We start from the raw sequence: 19,421 nt of genomic DNA on the forward strand, positions 1-19,421 counted from the left end.
TCGGATGATCCGCCGCGAGACGATCTCGCGGCGGATCGACCGCGCGGTATCGTGGGGCCATGGCCGCCCCGACCGACACGCCCGTGCCCGCGACCGCACCGGGGCCGCTGACCGACAACCTGTGCTGGCTGCTGTCCCGGGCGAGCCACGTCCTGACCACCGAGTTGACGGCCGCGCTGCACGACCTCGGCCTGGCGCCGCGCGGCCACATGGTGCTGATCGCCGCCGAGACCGGCGCCTGGTCCCAGACGGAGATCGCCAAGATGGTGGGGTTGGACAAGACCACCATGGTGGTGACGATGGACGAGCTCGAGCGCGCCGGCCTCGCCGAGCGCCGCCCGTCTCCCACCGACCGCCGGGCCCGCGTGATCGTCGTGACGAAGGCGGGCACGCGGCTGCTGCGCAAGGCCGACGCGATCTTCGACCGGATCCGCGGCGATGTGCTGTCGACCCTGCCCGGCGACCAGGGCACGGTCCTGGTCGACGCGCTGCGGACGCTCGTCGGCGACCGGCTGTCCGAGCCGGTGGCGACGGCGCAGCCGGTGCGTCGCCGCGCGCCGCGTTAGTAGGGCCACACAAGATAGTCCCGTACAAGACGATCTGTTATGGTCGCTCTCATGAGCGTCCTCGCCGTCGAACACCAAGAGCAGCCGAGCCAGACCGGGAGCCCGCTGGAGGCCGCGCGTGACCGGACGGTCGCGCTCGTCATCCTCTGCGCCGGGTTCTTCATGACGATCCTCGACACGACGATCGTCAACGTCGCGCTCCCGTCGATCCAACGGGACCTCGGGTTCTCGCAGGCGCATCTGGCCTGGGTGCTCAACGCGTACCTGATCGCCTTCGGCGGGCTGCTCCTGCTCGCCGGGCGCCTCGGCGACCTCGTCGGGCGGCGCGCCGTCTTCCTCACCGGGCTGTGGGTGTTCATCGGCGCCTCCGCGCTGTGCGGGCTCGCCCAGTCGCAGACGATGCTGATCGCCGCGCGGTTCGTGCAGGGCGCGGGCGGCGCGCTGACCAGCGCCGTGATCCTGGGCATGGTCGTCACACTGTTCCCGGAGCCGCGCGAGCAGGCCAAGGCGATCGGCGCCTACGCCGCGGTCGGCGCGGTGGGCGCGAGCGCCGGGCTCGTCACCGGCGGCATCCTCACGCAGGCCATCAGCTGGCACTGGATCTTCTTCGTCAACGTCCCGGTCGGGATCGCCACCGCGGTCGCCGCCCTGCGCCGCCTCCCGCGCGACGCCGGCCTCGGGCTCCGCGCCGGCGCCGACCTGCCGGGCGCGCTGCTCGCGGTCGCCGCGCTGATGCTCGGCGTCGACGCGATCGTCGAGGCCGCCGACCGCGGCTGGACCTCCGGCCGCACGCTCGGCGTCGGCGCGCTCGCGGTCGCCCTGGCCGCCGCGTTCGTCCTGCGCGAGCGCACGGCCCGCGCGCCGCTGGCGCCGCTGCGGATCTTCCGGATCCGGTCGGTCGCGGTCGCCAACACCACCCAGATCCTGCTCATCGCCGGCGCGTTCGGCCAGCAGTTCCTCGTCGCGCTCTACCTCAAGGGCGTCAAGGGCTTCGGCCCGATCGAGATCGGCTTCGCCACGCTGCCGATCGCGCTCGTCATCGGCACCGTCGCCCTCCAGCTGTCCGGCCGCGTCATGCAGCGGATCGGCGTGCGCCCGACGCTCCTCGTCGGCCTCGCCCTCTCCGCGCTCTCCTTCGCCCTGCTCGCCCGCCTGCCCGCCGCCTCGACCTACGCCGTCGACCTGCTGCCGTCGTTCGTGCTCATGGGCCTCGGCTTCGGCCTCGCCTCCCCCGCGCTCACCACCCTCGCGATGCGTGACGTCGCACCACAGGACGCGGGCCTCGCCTCCGGCCTCGTTAACACCACCCAGCAGATCGGCGCCGCCCTCGGCCTCGCGATCCTCGCCACCCTCTCCACCTCCCGAACCGAGCACCTGACGGCCGCCGGCCAGGCGACCACCGACGCCCTCACCGGCGGCTACCGCCTGGCCTTCGCGGTCGCGGCCGGCCTCGTGCTCGTCGCGATCGGGGTCGCGGCGCTGCCGCTGGGCGGGAAGGATCCGGCGGCGCCGCGGAGCTGAGCCGCGGCGGAGACGGTGGGCGGCGGGCGGCGGGCGCGATCCCATCGCCGCGGGCAAGAGGCTGCGCCGCCACGGGTGTGCCATCCGCGTGAGCCGATGGCGCCGGTGGCACGGCGCCGCGAGCGAGATTCGCCCGCGGCGCCATGGCAACTCCTAGTTGAACGCGTACTTCTGGTACTTGTCCACGTTGTCCTGCGTCACCACCGCCGCCGGCACGACGACCTGGCGGGGGACTTCCGGCGGGACGAGCTCGGGCAGGCCCTGGCCGAGGGCGATCAGGCGGGCCATGTTGACGGCGGAGGCCGCCATGTTGGGGTTGTAGAGGAAGGTCGCGCGGTAGAGGCCGCCGGCCTTGATCTGCTTCATCGCGTCCGACGAGCCGCCGACGCCGGTCAGGAACATCTCCTTGTCGCGGCCCGCGTTGCGGATCGCCTGGACGACGCCCTGGGCCATGTCGTCGTCGTGCGTGTACACGGCGTCGATCTTCTTGTTGGCGTTGAGGATGTTCTCCATCACCTTGAGCCCGGTGTCCGGGTTGAAGTCGCCCGGCTGGCTGGCCACGATCTTGATGCCGCCGTTCGGGCACTTCTTCTTCAGCTCGTCGGTGAAGCCCTTCGAGCGGTCGGTGGTGACCGAGATGCCGGCCAGGCCCTGGATCTCCACCACGTTGCCGCTGCACTTCAGCTGGTCGCCGATGTAGTCGGCCGCCAGCGTGCCGATCTGGTAGTTGTCGCCCAGGATCGTGGCCGTGGCCGCGTCCTGCTTGCTGAACAGGCGGTCGATGTTGACGACCGGGATCCCGGCGCGCTCGGCCTTCTGCGCGACGGGCGTCAGGGCCTCGCCGTCCTGCGGCAGGACGACCAGCGCATCGGGCTTCTGCGCGATCGCCTGCTCGATCTGCTGGGCCTGCGAGTCGGCGTCGGCGGCCTGGAGCAGCTCGAAGTCGACGTCCTTGTGGAGCGCCGCGGCGGCCTTGGCGTTCTTGGAGATCGCGCCGAGCCAGCCGTGGTCGGTCGGCGGGACGCTGGCGATGATCTTCACCTTCTTGCCCGTGGTCCCGCTCTCGCTGTCGGCGGTCTGCGCCGCCGGCGCCTGCACCGTCACCGTCTTGGTGCTGCTACTGCTGCCACACGCGGCGAGTCCGAGCGCTGAGAGCGCCACGACCGCCGTGGTGATGGGAAGCCGCATGCGCGACATCTCGTGTCTCCTCCTCATGATGATGGACAACGCGTACATCTAGTACCGGGCCTCCGGGCGCTGGAGCAGGACCGCACCCAGCACGATCGCGCCCTTGGTGACCTGTTGGACCTCGGTGGACAGGTTCAGCTGCGTCATCAGGCTGAAGATCAGGGCGAAGGTCAGCACCCCGAGGAACGTCCCGACGATCGTCGCCCGGCCCCCGGCCAGGCTCGTCCCGCCGATCACGACGGCGCCGATCGCGTCCAACTCATACAAGTTGCCGCTGACCGGCGACGCGCTGCCCAGGCGCGCGCACAGCAGGACCGTCGCGACACCCGCGAGCAGCCCGGACAGGACGTAGACGCTGAAGATGATCCGCCGAACCGGGACGCCGGCGATCCGCGCCGCCTCCCGGTTGCCGCCGACCGCGACCACGTAGCGCCCGTACCGCGTGCGGTTCAGCAGCACCCAGCCGCCGACGCAGACCGCCAGGAAGATGTAGACCGAGACCGGGATCCCGGCGATCCGACCCGAGCCGAACCAGAGCAAGGACAATGCCTTGGGCTCGCCGAACGACCCGCCGTTCAGGTCGAGCAGCCCCACCGGCAGCTTGTCGTTCAACAGCAGCGCGATGCCGCGCCCGATCGAAAACATGGCCAACGTCGCGATGAACGGCACCACCCGCCCGTAGGCGACCGCGATCGCGTTGACGCTGCCCAGCGCGGTCGCGAAGCCGATCGCTCCGATGATGAACAACAAGGTCCCGCCCGACCCGTCCTTGACCAGGATCCCGCCGAACAGACCGGCTGCCGCGACGATCGAGCCGACCGACAGGTCGATGCCCGCCGTCGCGATCACGAACGTCATGCCGATCGCCAGGACGCCGACCACCGACGCCTGCGTGAGCATGTTGCGGATGTTGTCCCACGTCGGGAACGTGTCCGGCTTGGCGATCGCGCCCGCGACGAACAGCGCGACGACGACGAAGGCCAGCGCGTACTCCTGCAGCTCGAGCCCGCGGACGCGCGTCAGCATGCTCGGGCCGCTCGGCGTCTTCGGGACGGTGGGTTCCGTGGCGTTGGTGGTGCTCATGGCTCAGGCAACCTCTTCGGCGAGATCGGGGGAGTCGGTGGGCGCCACGGCGTGGCGCAGCAGGTCGCGCAGGCTGGCGGTCGCGCCGTCGACCTCGGCGACCACCTCGCCCTCGCGCATGACGAGGATCCGCGAGCAGATCCCGACGAGCTCCTCCAGCTCGGAGGACACCATCAGGACGCCGAGGCCCTCGGACGCGGCGAGGTCGCAGATCAACCGGTACAACTCGGCCTTGGTCGCGACGTCGACGCCGCGCGTGGGCTCGTCCAGCAGCAGGACGCGGCAGCGCCGCAGCAGCCAGCGTGCCAGGACGACCTTCTGCTGGTTGCCGCCCGACAGCAGGCGCGCGATGCGGTCGACGTCGTCGGGGACGGTGTTCAGCCGGCGCAGCTCCTGGCGCGCGACGTCGCGCTCCTCGCCGACGTCCAGCAGCGCGCGGCCGAACCGCGGCAGCACGGACAGGCTCACGTTCTTGGCCAGCGACCAGTCGAGGACCAGCCCCTCCGACTTGCGGTCCTCGGGCGCGAGGCCGAGGCCGGCGTCGATCGCGCGGCGCGGCGAGCCGGGCTTCAAGGCCTTGCCATCGACGTCGACGGCGCCCTCCTCCGGGACGTCGAGCCCGTAGATCAACCGCAACAACTCAGTCCGGCCGGAGCCGACCAGGCCGCCGAGCCCGACGACCTCTCCCGCGCGAACCTGCAGCGACACCCCGCGCACCATGGGGAGCCGCCGCAGGCCGCGGACGTCGAGGAGGACGGGGGCGTCCGGACGCGCGGCCGGGCGCTCCGGGTAGAGCTGCTCGACGCGCCGGCCGACCATCAGGGCCACCAGCTCGTCGGTCGGCGTCGTCGCGGGCAGGCCGGTCGCGGCCGTCGCGCCGTCGGCCAGCACCGTGACGCGATCGCCGATGCGGCGGATCTCGTCCAGGCGATGCGAGATGTAGATGACGCCGACGCCCTCGCCCGTGAGGCGCCGGACGACCGCGAAGAGCGTCTCGATCTCGCCCTCGTCGAGGATCGCGGACGGCTCGTCCATGATCAGCAGCCGGACGTCGCCCGACAGCGCGCGGGCGATCGAGACGATCTGCCGCGCCGCGGGCCGCAGCGCGCGGACCTTCACGCTCGGCGAGATCTGGTCGTGGCCGAGCCGCGCGAGCAGCGCGGCGGCCTCGCGGCGCATGGCCTCGCGGTCGAGCAGCCCGACGCGGCGCGGCTCGTGCCCGAGGAAGATCGACTCGGCGACGGACAGGTCCTCGACCAGGTCGAGCTCCTGGTAGATGGTGGCCACGCCGCGCTTGAGCGAGCCCGCGGGGTCGCCGGCGGGCAGCGGCTCGCCGGCGAAGAGGATCTCGCCGGCGGTCGGCTCGACCGCGCCCGCGACGCACTTGATCAGCGTCGACTTGCCCGCGCCGTTGGGGCCGAGCAGGCAGTGGACCTCGGCGGCGCGGACGTCGAGGTCGACGCCGCGCAGCGCCCGGACGCCCGGATACTCCTTGGTGAGGCCGCGGACCTCGAGGATGGGCCGCGCGTCGTCGGTCATGCCGAGCCCTCCAGCGGCAAGAACCCCAACATCATCGCGGGACCTCCACGGGCGTGGGCACGTCGACCCAGGCGTGCTGCGCCGCGCTGGCCATGACGGCGTCGGTGAGCCGCGCGGCGCGCACGCCGTCGGCGAAGCGCGGCAGCCCGTCGGGGTCGACGCCGTCGCGGATCGCGGCGTAGACGTCGGCGACGAACAGGTCGAAGCAGTCGGCGTAGCCCTGCGGATGGCCGGCCGGCAGGACCGCGAGGCGCGCGGCCGGGGGCGACAGCGTCCCGGGGTCGCGGCGCAGCAGCGTCGCGGCCTCGCGCCGGCCCCACCACAGCGTCTCCGGGTCCTCCTGGTCGAACGCGAGGGCGCCGCCGGCCGCGTCGACCTCCAGCCGCAGCGCGTTCTTGCGGCCGGCCGAGACCTGGCTGACGACCAGCGAGCCCATCGCGCCGCCGTCGGTCTCGAACTGGACGAGCGCCACGTCCTCGGTCGCGACCGCGTGCAGCGCGCCGCCGTTGCCGTCGGCGACCGCGAACGCCGCGCGCGCCGGCCCGTCGCGCCGCTCGGGCACCGCCGTGTGCGTCCGCGCCGACAGCCGCGCGATCCGCTGGCCGGTCACGAACTCGGCGAGGTCGCACCAGTGCGAGCCGATGTCGGCGAACGCGCGCGACGCGCCGCCGAGCGCCGGGTCGACGCGCCAGTTGTGGTCCTCGGAGGACAGCAGCCAGTCCTGCAGGTAGGTGCCGTGGACGAGGTGGACCGCGCCGAGCCCGCCGTCGGCGACGCGCGCCCGCGCCTCGCGCACGGTCGGGTAGTAGCGGTAGACGAAGGGGACGGCGGCGACGCGGTCCGCGGCGCGCGCGGCGTCGGCGAGCGCCTCGGCGTCCTGCGTCGCGGTGGCCAGCGGCTTCTCGCACACGACGTGCTTGCCGCCGGCCAGCGCGGCGAGGGCGAGCGGGCCGTGGAGGTGGTTGGGCGTGCAGATGTGGACGACGTCGAGCTCGGGGTCGGCGACCAGCTCGTCGGCCGACATGTAGGCCTTGGGCACGTCGAGGCGATCGGCCGCGCGACGCGCGCTCTCGGGCGACGACGCGGCGACGCCGACGAGGCGGCCGCCTGCCAGCCGGGCGGACCGCGCGTGCACGGCGCCGATGAACCCGGCTCCGGCGATTCCGACGCGCAGCTCCTTCCTCGTCCTCATAGGGCGACCGTAATGCGGACTTTGTTCGAAAGTCAAGCATAAGTCTGTCGATTTCTGCCAGACGACACGAACTTCCGCGTGTTCTGCGTACTTTCTTCGGAAGATCCCTGCGAAAGCGTGCGATACTTGCCGCCATGGCAGCGGGAGCCGCGGGGCGCAACGGACCTCTTCTTGGAGCCGGCTCCGTGCTGCGCCTGATCCGCGACGGCGAGGCCACGACCCGCGCGGCGCTCGCGCGCCGGACCGGGCTCGCGCGCTCGACCGTGGCCCAGCGCGTCGACGCGCTGCTCGCCCACGAGCTGGTCTACGAGGCCGGCGGCGAGGCCTCGACCGGCGGGCGCCCCGCGACCGTCCTGGCCTTCAACCACCGGGCCGGCGTCGTGCTCGTCGCCGATCTCGGCGCGACGCACTCGCGCCTGGCGATCAGCGACCTCGCCGGCACACCGCTGGCCGAGGTCGCGTTCGACATGGACATCGCCGACGGTCCCGAGCCGGTGCTCGCCAACATCGGCGAGCGCTTCGAGGCGCTGCTGGAGGAGGCGGGCCGGAGCGCCAGCGAGGTGCGCGGGATCGGCGTCGGCGTCCCGGGCCCCGTCGACTTCCCGGCCGGCCGGCCGGTCAACCCGCCGATCATGCCCGGTTGGGACGGCTTCTCGATCCCACAGTGGTTCGGCCGAACCTACGACGCGCCCGTGTTGGTGGACAACGACGTCAACATCATGGCCTTGGGCGAGCACTGGGCGCACTGGCGTGAGCTCGACCACCTCCTGTACGTCAAGGTCGGGACCGGCATCGGCTCCGGGATCGTCTCCGGGCGCGGCATCCACCGCGGCGCCCACGGCGCGGCCGGCGACATCGGGCACATCCGCGTCAGCGACCACGACGACGCGATCTGCCGCTGCGGCAACCTCGGATGCCTGGAGGCGGTGGCGGGCGGCCGCGCGCTCGCGCTCCGGCTCAGCGCCGCGGGCATCGAGGCCGCCGGCAGCCGCGAGGTCGTCGAGCTCGTCCGCGCCGGGCGGCCCGAGGCGATCCTGATGGTCCGCGAGGCCGGCCGCGTGCTCGGCGACGTCCTGGCCGGCTGCGTCAACTTCTTCAACCCGGCGGCGATCGTCGTCGGCGGCGACATCGCCGAGGCCCAGGACCACCTGCTCGCCGGCGTCCGCGAGGCCGTCTTCCAGCGGTCGCTGCCGCTGGCGACCCGCGACCTGACCATCGCCAACTCCCGCCTCGGCGACCGCGCCGGCGTCGTCGGCGCGGCCATCATGGTCATCGACCACGTCCTCTCCCCCGAGGCCGTGGACCGCGCGGTGCAGGGCGACGCGACGGCGGCCTGAGCCGCTCGATAGCGTCCGCGCCGATGCCCGAGCTCGAGCTGACGCGCACACCGGAGGATCGCAACGTGTACGCCTTGGACGGCGTCGGCCGGTTGTGGCTCAAGGGATGGCTGTCCAAGGGCGCGACCGTCGAGGCGCGCGACCGGTCCTACGAGATCAGCCGACGCGGGCTGTTCGCGCCGGTGACCGAGGCGACGGACGCCGCGGGCACGACGATCGGCACGTTCCGCGGCCGCACGATCAAGCGCGGCGGGACGCTCACGTGGGCGGGCAAGGAGTACACCTTGCGTCCGGCGAGCCTGTTCAAGGAGCGCTACGCGCTGACCTCGGGCGACCAGGAGCTGGCGACGATCGACGGCAAGGGCTGGGGCAAGCGGCCGGTCGCGATCGCCGTCGACGACGCGACGCCGATCGATCCCGGGCTGTTGCTGTTCGCCGCGTTCGTCGTGCGCGGCCTGGCCGAGGACGCGTCCTCGGCGGCGGGCGGCGCGAGCGCCGCGGCGACGGGCTAGGCGCTGCACCGCGGGGAGCGCGGCCTCAGTCGCGGCGCTCGATCAACCGCGACATGATGATCTGCGAGCGCGTGCGGACCACCGACGCCTCGCGCTGGAGCTCCATGATGATCCGCTCGAGGTCCTGGGGATCGCGGGCCCGGACGCGGACGATGCAGTCGGCGTCGCCGGTGACGCTCCAGGCCTCGGCGACCTCCGGGATCGGCCGCAGCGACTCGCGCACGCGGTCCAGCCCGATGCCGGGCGCGTAGAAGAGCTCGATCAGCGCCTCGGTCGTGGCGCCCAGCGCGGCCGGGTCGACCAGCGCGGTGAACCCGCGCAGGACGCCGCGCTCGCGCATCCGGTCCACGCGCCGCTTGACCGCCGGCGCGCTCAACGCGACGCGCCGGCCGACGTCGTCGTAGGTCGACCGGCCGTCATCGACGAGGCACGCAAGAATCTTGTGATCAACCTCGTCTACACGCAGGTTTTCGGGCATCAGGCGCACGATAACGGTCTTGAGCGCATCCCGGAAGGCGCGTAGCCTCAACCCATGGCTCCCCTGCGTCCCGTGATCCGTGTGCTCTTCGACGAGGCCCATCAGGAGGCCTGGACCGTCCGGCCGGAGGTCGCGGCGCGCATGCAGCCCTCGCATCCCGCCGACGTGTCCTACGCGCGCGCGGCCCACCTCCTCCGCGCCCGGCGCGTCGAGGTCGACGCCCACGCCAAGGGCCCGCTCGGCGCGCAGGCGCTGAAGCAGGCCGACGTCGTCGTCCTCGCCCACCCCTCCGAGCCCAAGTGGGAGGCCACGACCGGCGCCGGCGCCCCCGTCCTGGCCGACGCCGAGCTCGACGCGCTCGAGGCGTACGTGAACGCCGGCGGCGGCCTCGTCGTGCTCGGCGAGAGCGAGCAGGACAAGTACGGCAACAACCTCAACGCGCTGCTCGCACGCTTCGGGATCCAGATCGACCACGCGACGGTCCAGGACTACGAGCGCAACCTCAACAGCACGCCGTCCTGGGTCCGCGCTGACCTCGGCACCGGCGAGCGCGGCGCGGGCGGCGACCTGCTGGCCGGGGTCAACGGCGCGTGCTTCTACCGCGCCGGCACGTTGACCGTCACCGACGCGGGCGCCGACTTCCAGGTGCTCGCGAGGACGACCGCCTCCGCGAGCGCGCCCAACGCGCCGCTGGCGATCGCGCTGCGCCACGGCGCGGGGCGCGTGGTCGCGCTCGCCGACTCCGACCTGTTCGGCGACGACTGCCTCGGCGACCTCGGCCACGAGGCGCTGTGGACCAACATCATGGCCTGGGTCGCCCAGCACGCCTATGCGACGCCGGCCGCGCCCGCGGTCTCCGCCGCCGCCGCCGACCCCGCGTGGGCCGCGCTGCGCGACGCGACCGACGCGCTGCGCGTCCTCCAGGAGGCCGACGGCTCGCTGGACGCGACCAAGCACGACGCGAACGCGGCGCGTGCGCTGGTCGACACGATGGCGACGAGCGTCGAGGCCCTCGCCCCGCGCTTCCCGCACCAGCGCGAGCACCTCGCGGCGACCGTCGCCGACCTCCGCGCGTGGGACTTCGGCAAGCCGGACTTCACCGCCGCGCTGGAGCGGTTCCGCCCCGACCGCGATCGCGCCGACGGCATCGAGCACCTCGTGCTCTTCCCCATGTACACGCAGAACGGCTCGCGCGACACGCGGTACGAGGCGCTGCTGATCCGCACGCCGTGGCCGGCGTGGCTCGCCGAGCTCGAGCGCGACCGCTATGACAACGCGAAGTTCGTGCCGGTCACGCTGACCGACAACACCGCGGGCTACGACTCCGAGTGCGCCGTGCTGTTCCCGGAGACCGTGTCCGTCGCCGGCAAGCCCGCCAACCACTTCGGCGGCATCTTCTGCGACCGCGAGGCCGAGCGCTTCCGCCGCGTCGTCCGCGCCGCGGCCGACACCGTCGGCCTCAACCTCCCGCCCGACGCCGGCGCGCTGCTGCGCTCCGAGCGCCTGTCGCTCGACACCTACGTGCTGTGGGACCTCGTCCACGACCGCGCCCACAGCCGCGGCGATCTGCCGTTCGACCCCTTCATGATCCGCCAGCGCATGCCGTTCTGGATGTACTCGCTGGAGGAGCTGCGCTGCGACCTGACCGCGTTCTCGGAGGCGGTGAAGCTCGAAGGCGAGGGCATGGCCTTCGCGCGCAACGTGCAGTACGCGATCCTGTTCGACCGCATCTTCCGCTTCCCGGTGACGGGCACGCGCGTGCGCAACTACGATGGGCTCGGCGGGCAGCTGCTCTTCGCCTACCTGCACCGCCACGGCTTCGTGCACTGGACCGACAACCGCCTGACCGTCGAATGGGACCGCCTCGCCGAGGGCGTCGCGGGCCTGCGCGCCGACGTCGAGACGCTCTACCGCGAGGGCATCGACCGCTCCAAGCTCGCGCAGTGGGGCGCCGCGCACGACCTCGTCGCGCGCTACGTGCCGGCCGCGTCGGGCTCGGCCTGGGTCGCCGGGACGCGCGCCTACGCCGACGTCGAGGACCCGCGGCCCTACATCGACGACGTCAAGCCCGACGAGTTCCCGCTGAGCATGTTCTACACCTCGCTGAAGGCCAAGCTGGCGCCGACGCTGGTCCGCCCGGACGCGCCGCGGCGTGAGGCGGTGCCGGCGTGAGCCGCCCGCTCGACGGCCGCCGCGTGGCGGTGGCCGGCGCGGGCGGGGGCCTCGGCCCGACGGTCGTGCGCGCGCTCGCCGACGCCGGGGCCTGGGTCGCCGCCGCCGACCGCACGGTGGACCACTGCTCGCCGGTCGCCGAGATCGCCGACGTCGTCCACGGCGTCGACCTGCTGACCGCCGCGGGCGCCCAGCAGTGGGCCGACGCGGTCGGCCCGGTCGACGCGGTCCTGCACCTCGTCGGCGGCTGGCGCGGCGGCAAGAGCGTCGAGGACATGGACCTGGCCGACCTCGACCTGCTCGAGGACCTGCTGTTCCACACGGTCGTGCACACGACGCGCGCCTTCGCGCCGCTGCTGAAGGCCGCGGGCGCCCGCGGGCGCTTCGCGCTGGTCTCCTCGTCGGTCGTCGGCCACCCGACCGCCGGCAACGCCGCCTACGCGGCGACCAAGGCGGCCGCCGAGGCCTGGACGCTCACGCTCGCCTCCGAGCTGGCCGAGACCGGAGGGACGGCCAACGTCGCCGTCGTCACGGCGATCGCCACGCCGCAGATGCGCGAGGAGAACCCGGACAAGGCCTACAAGTCGTTCACCGACGTCGGCGAGATCGCCGACGCCCTCGTCTTCCTGTGCTCGGACGCCGCCCGCAAGATGAACGGGCAGCGGCTGCACCTGCACGGCTAGCCTGCAGGCCCATGCGCGCGTTCGCCTCCGACAACTACGCCGGTGCCCACCCCGAGGTCCTCGCGGCCATCGCGGAGGCCAACGTCGACCATGCCGTGTCCTACGGCGCCGATCCGTGGACGGCGCGGGCCAACGAGCTGATCCGCGCGCAGTTCGGCGCGCAGGCGCAGCCGTGGCTGGTCTTCAACGGCACGGCGGCCAACGTCCTGTCGCTCGGCGCGCTGACGCGCACGTGGGAGTGCGTGGTCACGCCCGAGACGTCGCACCTGCACGTCGACGAGGCCGCCGCGCCCGAGCGCCTGGCCGGCGTCAAGCTGCTCACGCTGCCGACCGAGGAGGGCAAGCTCAGCCCGGCGCAGATCGAGCCGCTGCTCGCGCGCCAGGGCGACGAGCACGCGCCGCAGGTGCGCGTCGTCTCGGTCGCCAACACGACCGAGCTGGGCACCGTCTACAGCGTGGCGGAGATCCGCGCGCTGGCCGACGTCGCCCATGCCAACGGGCTCCTGCTCCACGTGGACGGCTCGCGGCTGGCCAACGCCGCGGTCGCGACCGGCGCCTCGCTGGCCGAGCTGACCACCAAGGCCGGCGCCGACGCCGTCTCGTTCGGCCTGACCAAGAACGGCGCCCTGGGCGTCGAGGTCGTCGTCTTCCTGCGCGATCCCGGCCCCGAGGGCTTCGCCTGGCTGCGCAAGCAGCACGCGCAGCTCTCGTCGAAGATGCGCTTCCAGGCGGCGCAGGTCGTCGCGCTGCTGGAGGACGACCTCTGGCGCCGCTCGGCCGCGCACGCCAACGCGATGGCCGCCGCGCTGGCCCAGCGCGTCGCCGCGATCCCCAGCATCCAGCTGACCCGCCCGGTCCAGGCCAACGCGGTGTTCGCGCTCCTGCCGCGCGAGCTGGCCGACGCCGTCCGCCCCGACTTCCCGTTCTACACCTGGGACGAGTCCACCGGCGAGGTCCGCTGGATGTGCTCCTGGGACACGACCGAGGACGACGTCGCGGGCTTCGCGGCGGCGCTCGAGCGCGCGGCGGCCGCCACGGCATAGGGTTGTGCGGTGAGCGACGCCGCGCAGCTGCTCGAACGTCACCAGCCCTACCTGAAGTACGACAGCCAGGAGGCGTTCTTCGCCGACGCCGCCGAGATCTTCGTCGAGAGCCCCGGGATGCGGCTGCGGCGCAAGGGCAGCAGCGCCGACGTCGCGGTCGCGGGCGACGCGCTCTCGCTCGCGTTCCTGGCGACCGACCCCGACCCGTATCCGGGGACGGCGCTCAAGCCCGCCGCGACCGACACGGTCGGCGTGCCCGACAAGGACTACCGTGCCCGCGCCGCCGCGCTGCATGTGCAGCCCGAGCTGCGCAACGTCTGCTACGGCCACGTCATCGCCGATCGCGACGGCGCGCGCTGGTTGCAGTACTGGTACTTCTATTTCTACAACGACTACAACCTGATCGGCCGCGTCATCAAGGCGGGCCTGCATGAGGGCGACTGGGAGACCGTGCAGGTGCGGCTGAACGCCGCCGACGAGCCCGACTACGCCGTCTACGCCCAGCACTCGCACGCGGCCGGGCGGCCGTGGGACCAGGTCGAGCGGGTGCCGGCGACGCAGCGGCCGGTCGTCTACGTCGCGCGCGGATCGCACGCCGCCTACTTCGAGCCCGGGACCAAGTGGACCGGCGTGTGGTTCGACTACGCCGACGGCAAGCGCCAGAGCCCGGAGCGCCAGCGGCTCGTCGAGATCGTCAAGGGCGACGCCGCCGTGCGGTGGGTCCGCTGGCCGGGCCGTTGGGGCGACACGCCGAAGGGGCCGCTGCCGCAGGACGCCGACAGCCCGCGCTCGCCCGGCTCGCACACGCAGTGGCTCGACCCGCTGGCGCTGCTCGACGTCGCCGCGACGGCCGCGCCGGCGCTCGTCCCCGCCGACCGCCCCGCCCCGCCCGCGGCGCCCGGCGTGACGCTCACGCGGCTGGCCGGCGGCGACGCGCGCCTGGACTGGACGGTCGTGCCCGGCGCCGACGGGACGCTGCCGACGGCGCTGACCATCACCATCAACTCGAAGGACGAGCCGGCCCCGCCGCGGACGTTCAACAAGGCGATCGACGGCACCGGCGGGTCGGTCGCCCTGGAGGGCCTGGACCCGGCCAACCGCTATGACGTGTTCGTCAGCGACGTGTCGACCGACGGCATCGCGTCCGAGTCCGTCCGGCGCGACCTGGCTTAGGCGTCGAAGGTCGCCACGGCCGCGTCGAGCCCGACGTGGCGCAGCTCCGGCGCGCCGGCCAGCGCGGCCGGCAGCGGCGCCTGGTGGACGATCGCCAGCGCGCGGGTCGAGCGGGTCAAGGCGGTGTACAACCCCCCGCCGCCGCCGTCGGGGCGCTCGGCCAGGATCGCGGCGGGCTCGACCACGACCACCGCGTCGAACTCCAGCCCCTTGACGGCTTGAAGGCCGAGCAGGTCGACGCCGCCCGTGAGGTGGTCGGTCGTCTCCGACAGCCCGGCGGCCGCCACGAGCGGCGCGTGATGGTCGGCGGCCGCGACGACGCCGACGCTGCCGACCCGATCGCGCAGCGCGGCGGCGATCGCCTGCACCGACCGGGCGAGGTCCGCGCCGTCGGCCGCCGCGATCGCCAGCGCCGCCCACGGCGCCTCGCGCACGCCGCGCGGCTGGGTCTCGATCCCGGCGGGCGCGACGGTCGCGGCGAGGCGCAGGAAGTCGTCGGGCACGCGGTAGCTGACCTCGAGCTGCGCGACGTCGAAGCGCCGGACGCCGGCCGCGCCGACGACCGCCGACCACGACTCGAGCTCCGCGTCGGCCGTGCGCTGGGCGATGTCGCCGAGGATCGTCATCGCGTGCCCGCGGGCGCGGCGCGCCGCCATCCGCAGCTCCATCGGCGTGAGGTTCTGCGCCTCGTCGACGACGACGTGGCCGTAGGTGCGCAGGTCCGGGTCGACGAGCCAGCGCGCCTCGTCGAGCAGCGGCACGTCGCTGTGGCGCAGCGCGCCCTTGGGCTTCGGCGGGCCTGAGCTCAGCAGCAGGTCGACCTCGTCGTCGTCCAGCAGCCCGCGCGCCGCGTCGGCGAGGCGTGGCCGCCCCTTCAAGGCCATCAGGAACAGCTGGTCGGCGGTCACGCGCGGCCAGACGGCGGTGACGAGCTTCTGGAACTCCTTGGTGCGCCGGATCGCCGTCCCGTCGTGGGCGCGCGTCATGACCCAGTCGGCCATCCGCGCCCGGAAGCGCTCGCGGCCGGCCTCATAGGAGCGCGTCTGCTCGCGCGTGGCGGCGACCAGCGGGGCGACGTCGGCCGGCGCGATGACGACGAGGTCGCGCCCGTTGCGGATCCGGACGGTCTCCGCCACCGGCGCGACGCGCGCCCAGAGCAGCCGCTCCAGCAGGGGCGCCATCCGGCCGCTGCCCTTCAGCGTGGCGACGTCGGTCGGCTCGGCGGCGCGGGCGCCGCGCGCCGGCGCCAGCGCGTCGACGGGCTTCTGCTCGACGGTCGTCTCGCCCAGCGACGGCAGCACCTGCGAGATGTAGGCGATGAAGACCTCGTTGGGCCCGACGACCAGCACGCCGGCGCGCGCGAGCGCCGGATCGGCGTACAGCAGCCACGCGGCGCGGTGCAGCCCGACCGCCGTCTTCCCGGTCCCAGGCCCGCCCTGGATCACCAGCGCGCCCTCGACGTCGCGCGCGATCAGCTCGTACTGGTCGGGCGTGATCGTGGAGACGATCTGGCGCATCTCCCCCACGCGCCGGCGCGTGATGTCCTCGACGATCGCGGCGTCCAGGACGCGGGAGCCGTCGGCCGCCGCCAGCGTCTCGTCCACGAAGCCGAGCACGCGACGGTCGTCGACGTCGAGGCGGCGCCGGCCGAGCAGCCCGCGGTGGTCCGCGGTCGTCGCGGCGTAGAACGGCTCGGCCGCCGGCGCGCGCCAGTTGACCACCAACAACTCGTTGTCCTCGTCGGCGATCGCGTGACGGCCGATGTAGCGCCGCTCGCCGGCCGCCTCGTCGATCCGGCCGAAGAACAGCGGCCCGCTGCTGGCGGTGTAGAGCCGCAGCCGCTCGCGGCGCATGCGCTCCAGCGCCTCGTTGGCGAACTCGTCGATGCCCGCGCCGCGCTCCCCGCTGAGCGCGCGCAGGACGTGGTCGTAGGCCGACCACGTCCGGTCCAGGTGCGCCTGCTCGGCCGCCAGCTCCCGATCGGTCGTCGCTTCGGCGCTCACCGATCCACCGTAGCGACCGCGGCGTCGGCCGGTAGGCTCCGCCCCCGTGAGCCGGCCACGCCGCGACCTCCTCGCGCTCGGGCTGTCGTCGCTGGCGGCGCTGGCCGCCGTGCTCGCGATCGTCACGCTGTACCTGCGCCAGGAGGTCGCCGACCGCGACGCCTTCGCCGATCGCGCGGTCGCGGCGCTGCAGGAGCCCACGGTGCGGGACGTCGTCGCGCGCGAGATCGTCGTCGGCCTGCTCGAGCGCGGGTCGCCCGACCTCGTCACCGCGCGTCCGCTGCTGGAGAGCGCGGTCGGCGCGGTCGTCGGGACCGATCCGTTCCGGGCGCTGGTGCGCGGCGCGGCGCTGCAGGCCCACAGCCTGCTCTTCGACCGCGGCAACGCGTTCGTGCTCGACCTCGCCGACACCGGGACGGTCGTGATCTCGGCCGTGCGCAGCCTCGCGCCCGACGTCGCCGCGCGGCTGCCCGCGCACGCCGACGCGACGCTGATCGACCTGCGCGATCGGCCGTTCGCCGACGACACGCTGCGCGCCGCGGACAAGATCCGGACGTGGGCGCTCGTCCTGCCGTTCCTCGCGCTCGGGCTGCTGGCGGCGGCGGTGGCCGTGGCCCCCGACCGCGGCCGCGCGCTGACGGCCTTCGGGCTCGCGGTCGGCGTCGTCGCCATCGTCGCCGAGATCGCGCTGGCGACGGCCCGCACGCTCGTGCTGCGCGACCTGCACGGCACCGACGCGGTCCCGACGGCGGACCTGCGCACGGCGGTCGGCAGCGTGTGGGACGCGTTCCTCGGCGACCTCGGCGGGCTGCTGCTGATCGCCGGGGTGGTCGGCTTCGTCCTGGCCGCCGGCGTCCTGTCGGCGATCGACCCGGACGCCGTGCGCCGCCAGGTCGCGCGGGTCACGCGGCGCCCGACGGCGCCGGCGGCGCTCGGCGCCCGCGGCGTGACGATCGCGGTCGCGGGCCTCCTGGTGCTGCTGGAACCCGACCTCGCGCTGCGCATCCTGGCCTACGTCCTGGGGGCCGGCCTGGTGTACGTCGGGAGCACGGAGCTGCTGACCGCGCTCGGGCGCGCGGGGCTGCGGCACTCCGGGCCGGCGCCGGCGCCCGAGCCGGCGCCGGGCGGTGCGCGGCGACGCCTGACGATCGCCGGCGCCACCGCGGTGCTCACGCTCGTCGTCGCCTCCGGCGCGGCGGCGCTGGTGCTGCGCGAGGAGCGGCCGGAGAACGACGCCGCCGCCACGCCCGCCGCCGGCTGCAACGGCTCGACGGCGCTGTGCTCGCGGCGGCTGAACGAGGTCCTGTTCCCGGGCACGCACAACTCGATGGGCGCCGCGGACGTCGCCGGCTGGTCGCTGCCCGACCAGCGGCGCTCGATCCCGCGCCAGCTCAAGGACGGCATCCGCCTGTTCCTGTTGGACCCGCACTACGGACGGACGCTCAACGGCGGCCGCGTGCAGACCGACTTCGCCGGCGAGGGACGCGACGCCAACAAGGTCGCCAAGGAGCTCGACGACGGTGCGCTCGTGGCGCTGGACCGCCTCGGCGTGAACATCACGCGCACGCAGAGCGGCGCGCGCGGGCCGCGCGAGGTCTGGCTCTGCCACACGGTGTGCGAGCTCGGCGCGACGCGGCTGACCGACGTCCTGACCTCGATGCGCCGGTACCTGGTGGCCAACCCGGGCGTGGTCGTGGAGCTCGTGCTGGAGTCCTACGTCACCGACGCGAGCCTGCGCGAGGCCTTCGAGGACACCGACACCGTGAAGTACGCGGCGACGCTGGACCACAGCGCGCCGCTGCCGACGCTCGGCGAGCTGGTGGCCGACGGCACGCGGATGGTGGTCTTCACCGAGCACACACCCAGCGGCACGGTCCCGTGGCTCAACGACGGGTTCTCGTGGATCCAGGACACGCCGCTGGGCAACCGCGCGCCAGGCGACTTCGCCTGCCAGCGCTTCCGCGGCACGAGGACGAGCCCGATGTTGATGCTCAACCACTGGATCGAGCGCTTCCCGCCGTCGCCCACCGCGCAGCGGCCGATCCTCACCCAGGCGTTCCTCGAGCGGCGGATCGCGCAGTGCGAGAAGGAGCGCGGGATGCCGGTGTCCGGGATCGCGGTGGACTACTACGACGAGGGCGACGTCGTGCGCGTCGCCGCCGAGCACAACGCCAAGCCCGTGGAGGCGCCGTGACCATCACCTATGACCTGAGCCGCCGGCGCCTGGACGACGACACGTTCACCACCATCTACGCGACGCGCCATCCGCGCGCCGGCACGCGGGTCCGGGCCGAGCACTTCCCCGAGCCCGCGCGGCTGGACGTCTGGTGCGCGACGCAGGGCGTGCCCGAGGCCATCATCGGCGGCTTCTTCCTGCGCGACCCGTTCCGGCCGCTGGGCGAGCTGTGGCTGGACGGCGCGGCGGTCGGGCACGAGACGGTCGCCAACGGCTTCGCGGCGACGCGGGCGGTCGTGCACGTCGACGGCGACGGCCTCGCCTTCGGCCCGCGCTCGGCGTTCCCGGACGCGCCGGCGGGCGACCTCCTCCAGGCCGGCCCACTGCTGGTCGCCGGCGGGGAGGTCGTCTTCGACGGCAGCGACCCGGAGGGCTTCTCGGCGACCGCGACGCAGTTCGACTCCGACATCACCGTCGGGCGCCATCCGCGCGCCGCGCTGGGCCTGACGGAGACCGAGATCGTCGCGGTGGCGTGCGACGGGCGGCGGTCGGGCGTCGACGCCGGGCTGACGATGGCCGAGCTCGCGCAGGTGCTGCGCGACCTCGGCGCGACCGACGCCATCAACCTGGACGGCGGCGGCTCGACGACGCTCGTGCACCGCGGCCACCTGCTCAACCGGCCCTACTCCGAGCAGGACCAGCCGGCGCCGGAGTCGCGCCCGATCGTCAGCGCGCTGCTGCTCGAAGCGCGATGA

Annotated in this window: 16 protein-coding genes; 10 read left to right on the forward strand and 6 right to left on the reverse strand. The window is 73.8% G+C overall.

Translation table 11 applies throughout. From position 1 onward, the window contains the following. Nucleotides 1-59 precede the first annotated feature (59 nt). Complete coding sequence (locus DSM104299_RS18890; protein ID WP_272473195.1) at nucleotides 60-566, forward strand: MarR family winged helix-turn-helix transcriptional regulator; 507 nt, start codon at nucleotides 60-62, stop codon at nucleotides 564-566. A gap of 51 nt (nucleotides 567-617) precedes the next feature. After that, on the forward strand, nucleotides 618-2,087 hold the full coding sequence (locus tag DSM104299_RS18895) for a DHA2 family efflux MFS transporter permease subunit (protein WP_272473196.1): 1,470 nt from the start codon (nucleotides 618-620) through the stop codon (nucleotides 2,085-2,087). A gap of 153 nt (nucleotides 2,088-2,240) precedes the next feature. Here the strand turns inward: DSM104299_RS18895 and DSM104299_RS18900 are convergent, their stop codons facing one another. Genes DSM104299_RS18900 through DSM104299_RS18915 form a run of 4 tightly spaced genes read right to left on the reverse strand, consistent with a single transcriptional unit; the run spans nucleotide 2,241 to nucleotide 7,089 of the window. Next, entirely contained in the window at nucleotides 2,241-3,275 is a 1,035-nt protein-coding gene (locus tag DSM104299_RS18900; protein WP_272473197.1) for a substrate-binding domain-containing protein, read from the reverse strand. A 48-nt stretch (nucleotides 3,276-3,323) separates the two neighbouring features. Beyond that, on the reverse strand, nucleotides 3,324-4,358 hold the full coding sequence (locus DSM104299_RS18905; protein ID WP_272473198.1) for an ABC transporter permease: 1,035 nt from the start codon (nucleotides 4,356-4,358) through the stop codon (nucleotides 3,324-3,326). Between the two features lie 3 nt (nucleotides 4,359-4,361). Further along, nucleotides 4,362-5,897 carry a sugar ABC transporter ATP-binding protein gene (locus tag DSM104299_RS18910; protein ID WP_272473199.1) on the reverse strand — a complete coding sequence of 512 codons (1,536 nt, stop codon included), beginning with the start codon at nucleotides 5,895-5,897 and terminating at the stop codon, nucleotides 4,362-4,364. Between the two features lie 31 nt (nucleotides 5,898-5,928). Next, nucleotides 5,929-7,089, reverse strand: a complete 1,161-nt coding sequence (locus DSM104299_RS18915; protein ID WP_272473200.1) for a Gfo/Idh/MocA family protein — start codon at nucleotides 7,087-7,089, stop codon at nucleotides 5,929-5,931. A gap of 134 nt (nucleotides 7,090-7,223) precedes the next feature. Here DSM104299_RS18915 and DSM104299_RS18920 point away from each other — a divergent pair, with 134 nt between their 5' ends. Next, the gene (locus tag DSM104299_RS18920) at nucleotides 7,224-8,426 is read left to right on the forward strand and encodes an ROK family protein (protein WP_432419748.1); all 1,203 of its coding nucleotides are present in this window, start codon (nucleotides 7,224-7,226) and stop codon (nucleotides 8,424-8,426) included. 23 nt (nucleotides 8,427-8,449) lie between these two features. Continuing rightward, nucleotides 8,450-8,938, forward strand: a complete 489-nt coding sequence (locus tag DSM104299_RS18925) for a hypothetical protein (protein ID WP_272473202.1) — start codon at nucleotides 8,450-8,452, stop codon at nucleotides 8,936-8,938. Nucleotides 8,939-8,963: 25 nt separating this feature from the next. On the opposite strand, the gene DSM104299_RS18930 is transcribed toward DSM104299_RS18925, so the two are convergent. Beyond that, a complete protein-coding gene (locus DSM104299_RS18930; RefSeq protein WP_349294589.1) occupies nucleotides 8,964-9,404 on the reverse strand; it encodes an Lrp/AsnC family transcriptional regulator in 441 nt (146 codons plus the stop codon). 66 nt (nucleotides 9,405-9,470) lie between these two features. Between DSM104299_RS18930 and DSM104299_RS18935 the strand changes: the two genes are divergently transcribed. The 4 genes from DSM104299_RS18935 to DSM104299_RS18950 are packed head-to-tail and all read left to right on the forward strand — an operon-like array spanning nucleotide 9,471 to nucleotide 14,487. Continuing rightward, nucleotides 9,471-11,588, forward strand: a complete 2,118-nt coding sequence (locus DSM104299_RS18935; protein WP_272473204.1) for a DUF6421 family protein — start codon at nucleotides 9,471-9,473, stop codon at nucleotides 11,586-11,588. Further along, nucleotides 11,585-12,271 carry an SDR family NAD(P)-dependent oxidoreductase gene (locus DSM104299_RS18940; RefSeq protein WP_272473205.1) on the forward strand — a complete coding sequence of 229 codons (687 nt, stop codon included), beginning with the start codon at nucleotides 11,585-11,587 and terminating at the stop codon, nucleotides 12,269-12,271. Before DSM104299_RS18935 ends, DSM104299_RS18940 begins: the two co-directional genes overlap by 4 nt. 11 nt (nucleotides 12,272-12,282) lie before the next feature. Continuing rightward, nucleotides 12,283-13,314, forward strand: a complete 1,032-nt coding sequence (locus DSM104299_RS18945) for a threonine aldolase family protein (RefSeq protein ID WP_272473206.1) — start codon at nucleotides 12,283-12,285, stop codon at nucleotides 13,312-13,314. A gap of 9 nt (nucleotides 13,315-13,323) precedes the next feature. After that, nucleotides 13,324-14,487, forward strand: coding sequence for a Vps62-related protein (locus DSM104299_RS18950; protein WP_272473207.1), 1,164 nt, complete (start codon nucleotides 13,324-13,326; stop codon nucleotides 14,485-14,487). Here the strand turns inward: DSM104299_RS18950 and DSM104299_RS18955 are convergent. Then, nucleotides 14,484-16,490 carry a HelD family protein gene (locus DSM104299_RS18955; RefSeq protein ID WP_272473208.1) on the reverse strand — a complete coding sequence of 669 codons (2,007 nt, stop codon included), beginning with the start codon at nucleotides 16,488-16,490 and terminating at the stop codon, nucleotides 14,484-14,486. The genes DSM104299_RS18950 and DSM104299_RS18955 overlap by 4 nt on opposite strands. Nucleotides 16,491-16,536: 46 nt before the next feature. Here DSM104299_RS18955 and DSM104299_RS18960 point away from each other — a divergent pair, with 46 nt between their 5' ends. Together DSM104299_RS18960 and DSM104299_RS18965 are read left to right on the forward strand one after the other, a co-directional pair. Then, nucleotides 16,537-18,684: a phosphoinositide-specific phospholipase C-related protein gene (locus tag DSM104299_RS18960; RefSeq protein ID WP_272473209.1), complete on the forward strand. Its 2,148-nt coding sequence runs from the start codon at nucleotides 16,537-16,539 to the stop codon at nucleotides 18,682-18,684. Beyond that, nucleotides 18,681-19,421: a phosphodiester glycosidase family protein gene (locus DSM104299_RS18965; protein ID WP_272473210.1), complete on the forward strand. Its 741-nt coding sequence runs from the start codon at nucleotides 18,681-18,683 to the stop codon at nucleotides 19,419-19,421. Before DSM104299_RS18960 ends, DSM104299_RS18965 begins: the two co-directional genes overlap by 4 nt.

Origin of the sequence: Baekduia alba (genome assembly GCF_028416635.1) — a bacterium.
Classification (GTDB): Bacteria; Actinomycetota; Thermoleophilia; order Solirubrobacterales; family Solirubrobacteraceae; genus Baekduia; species Baekduia alba.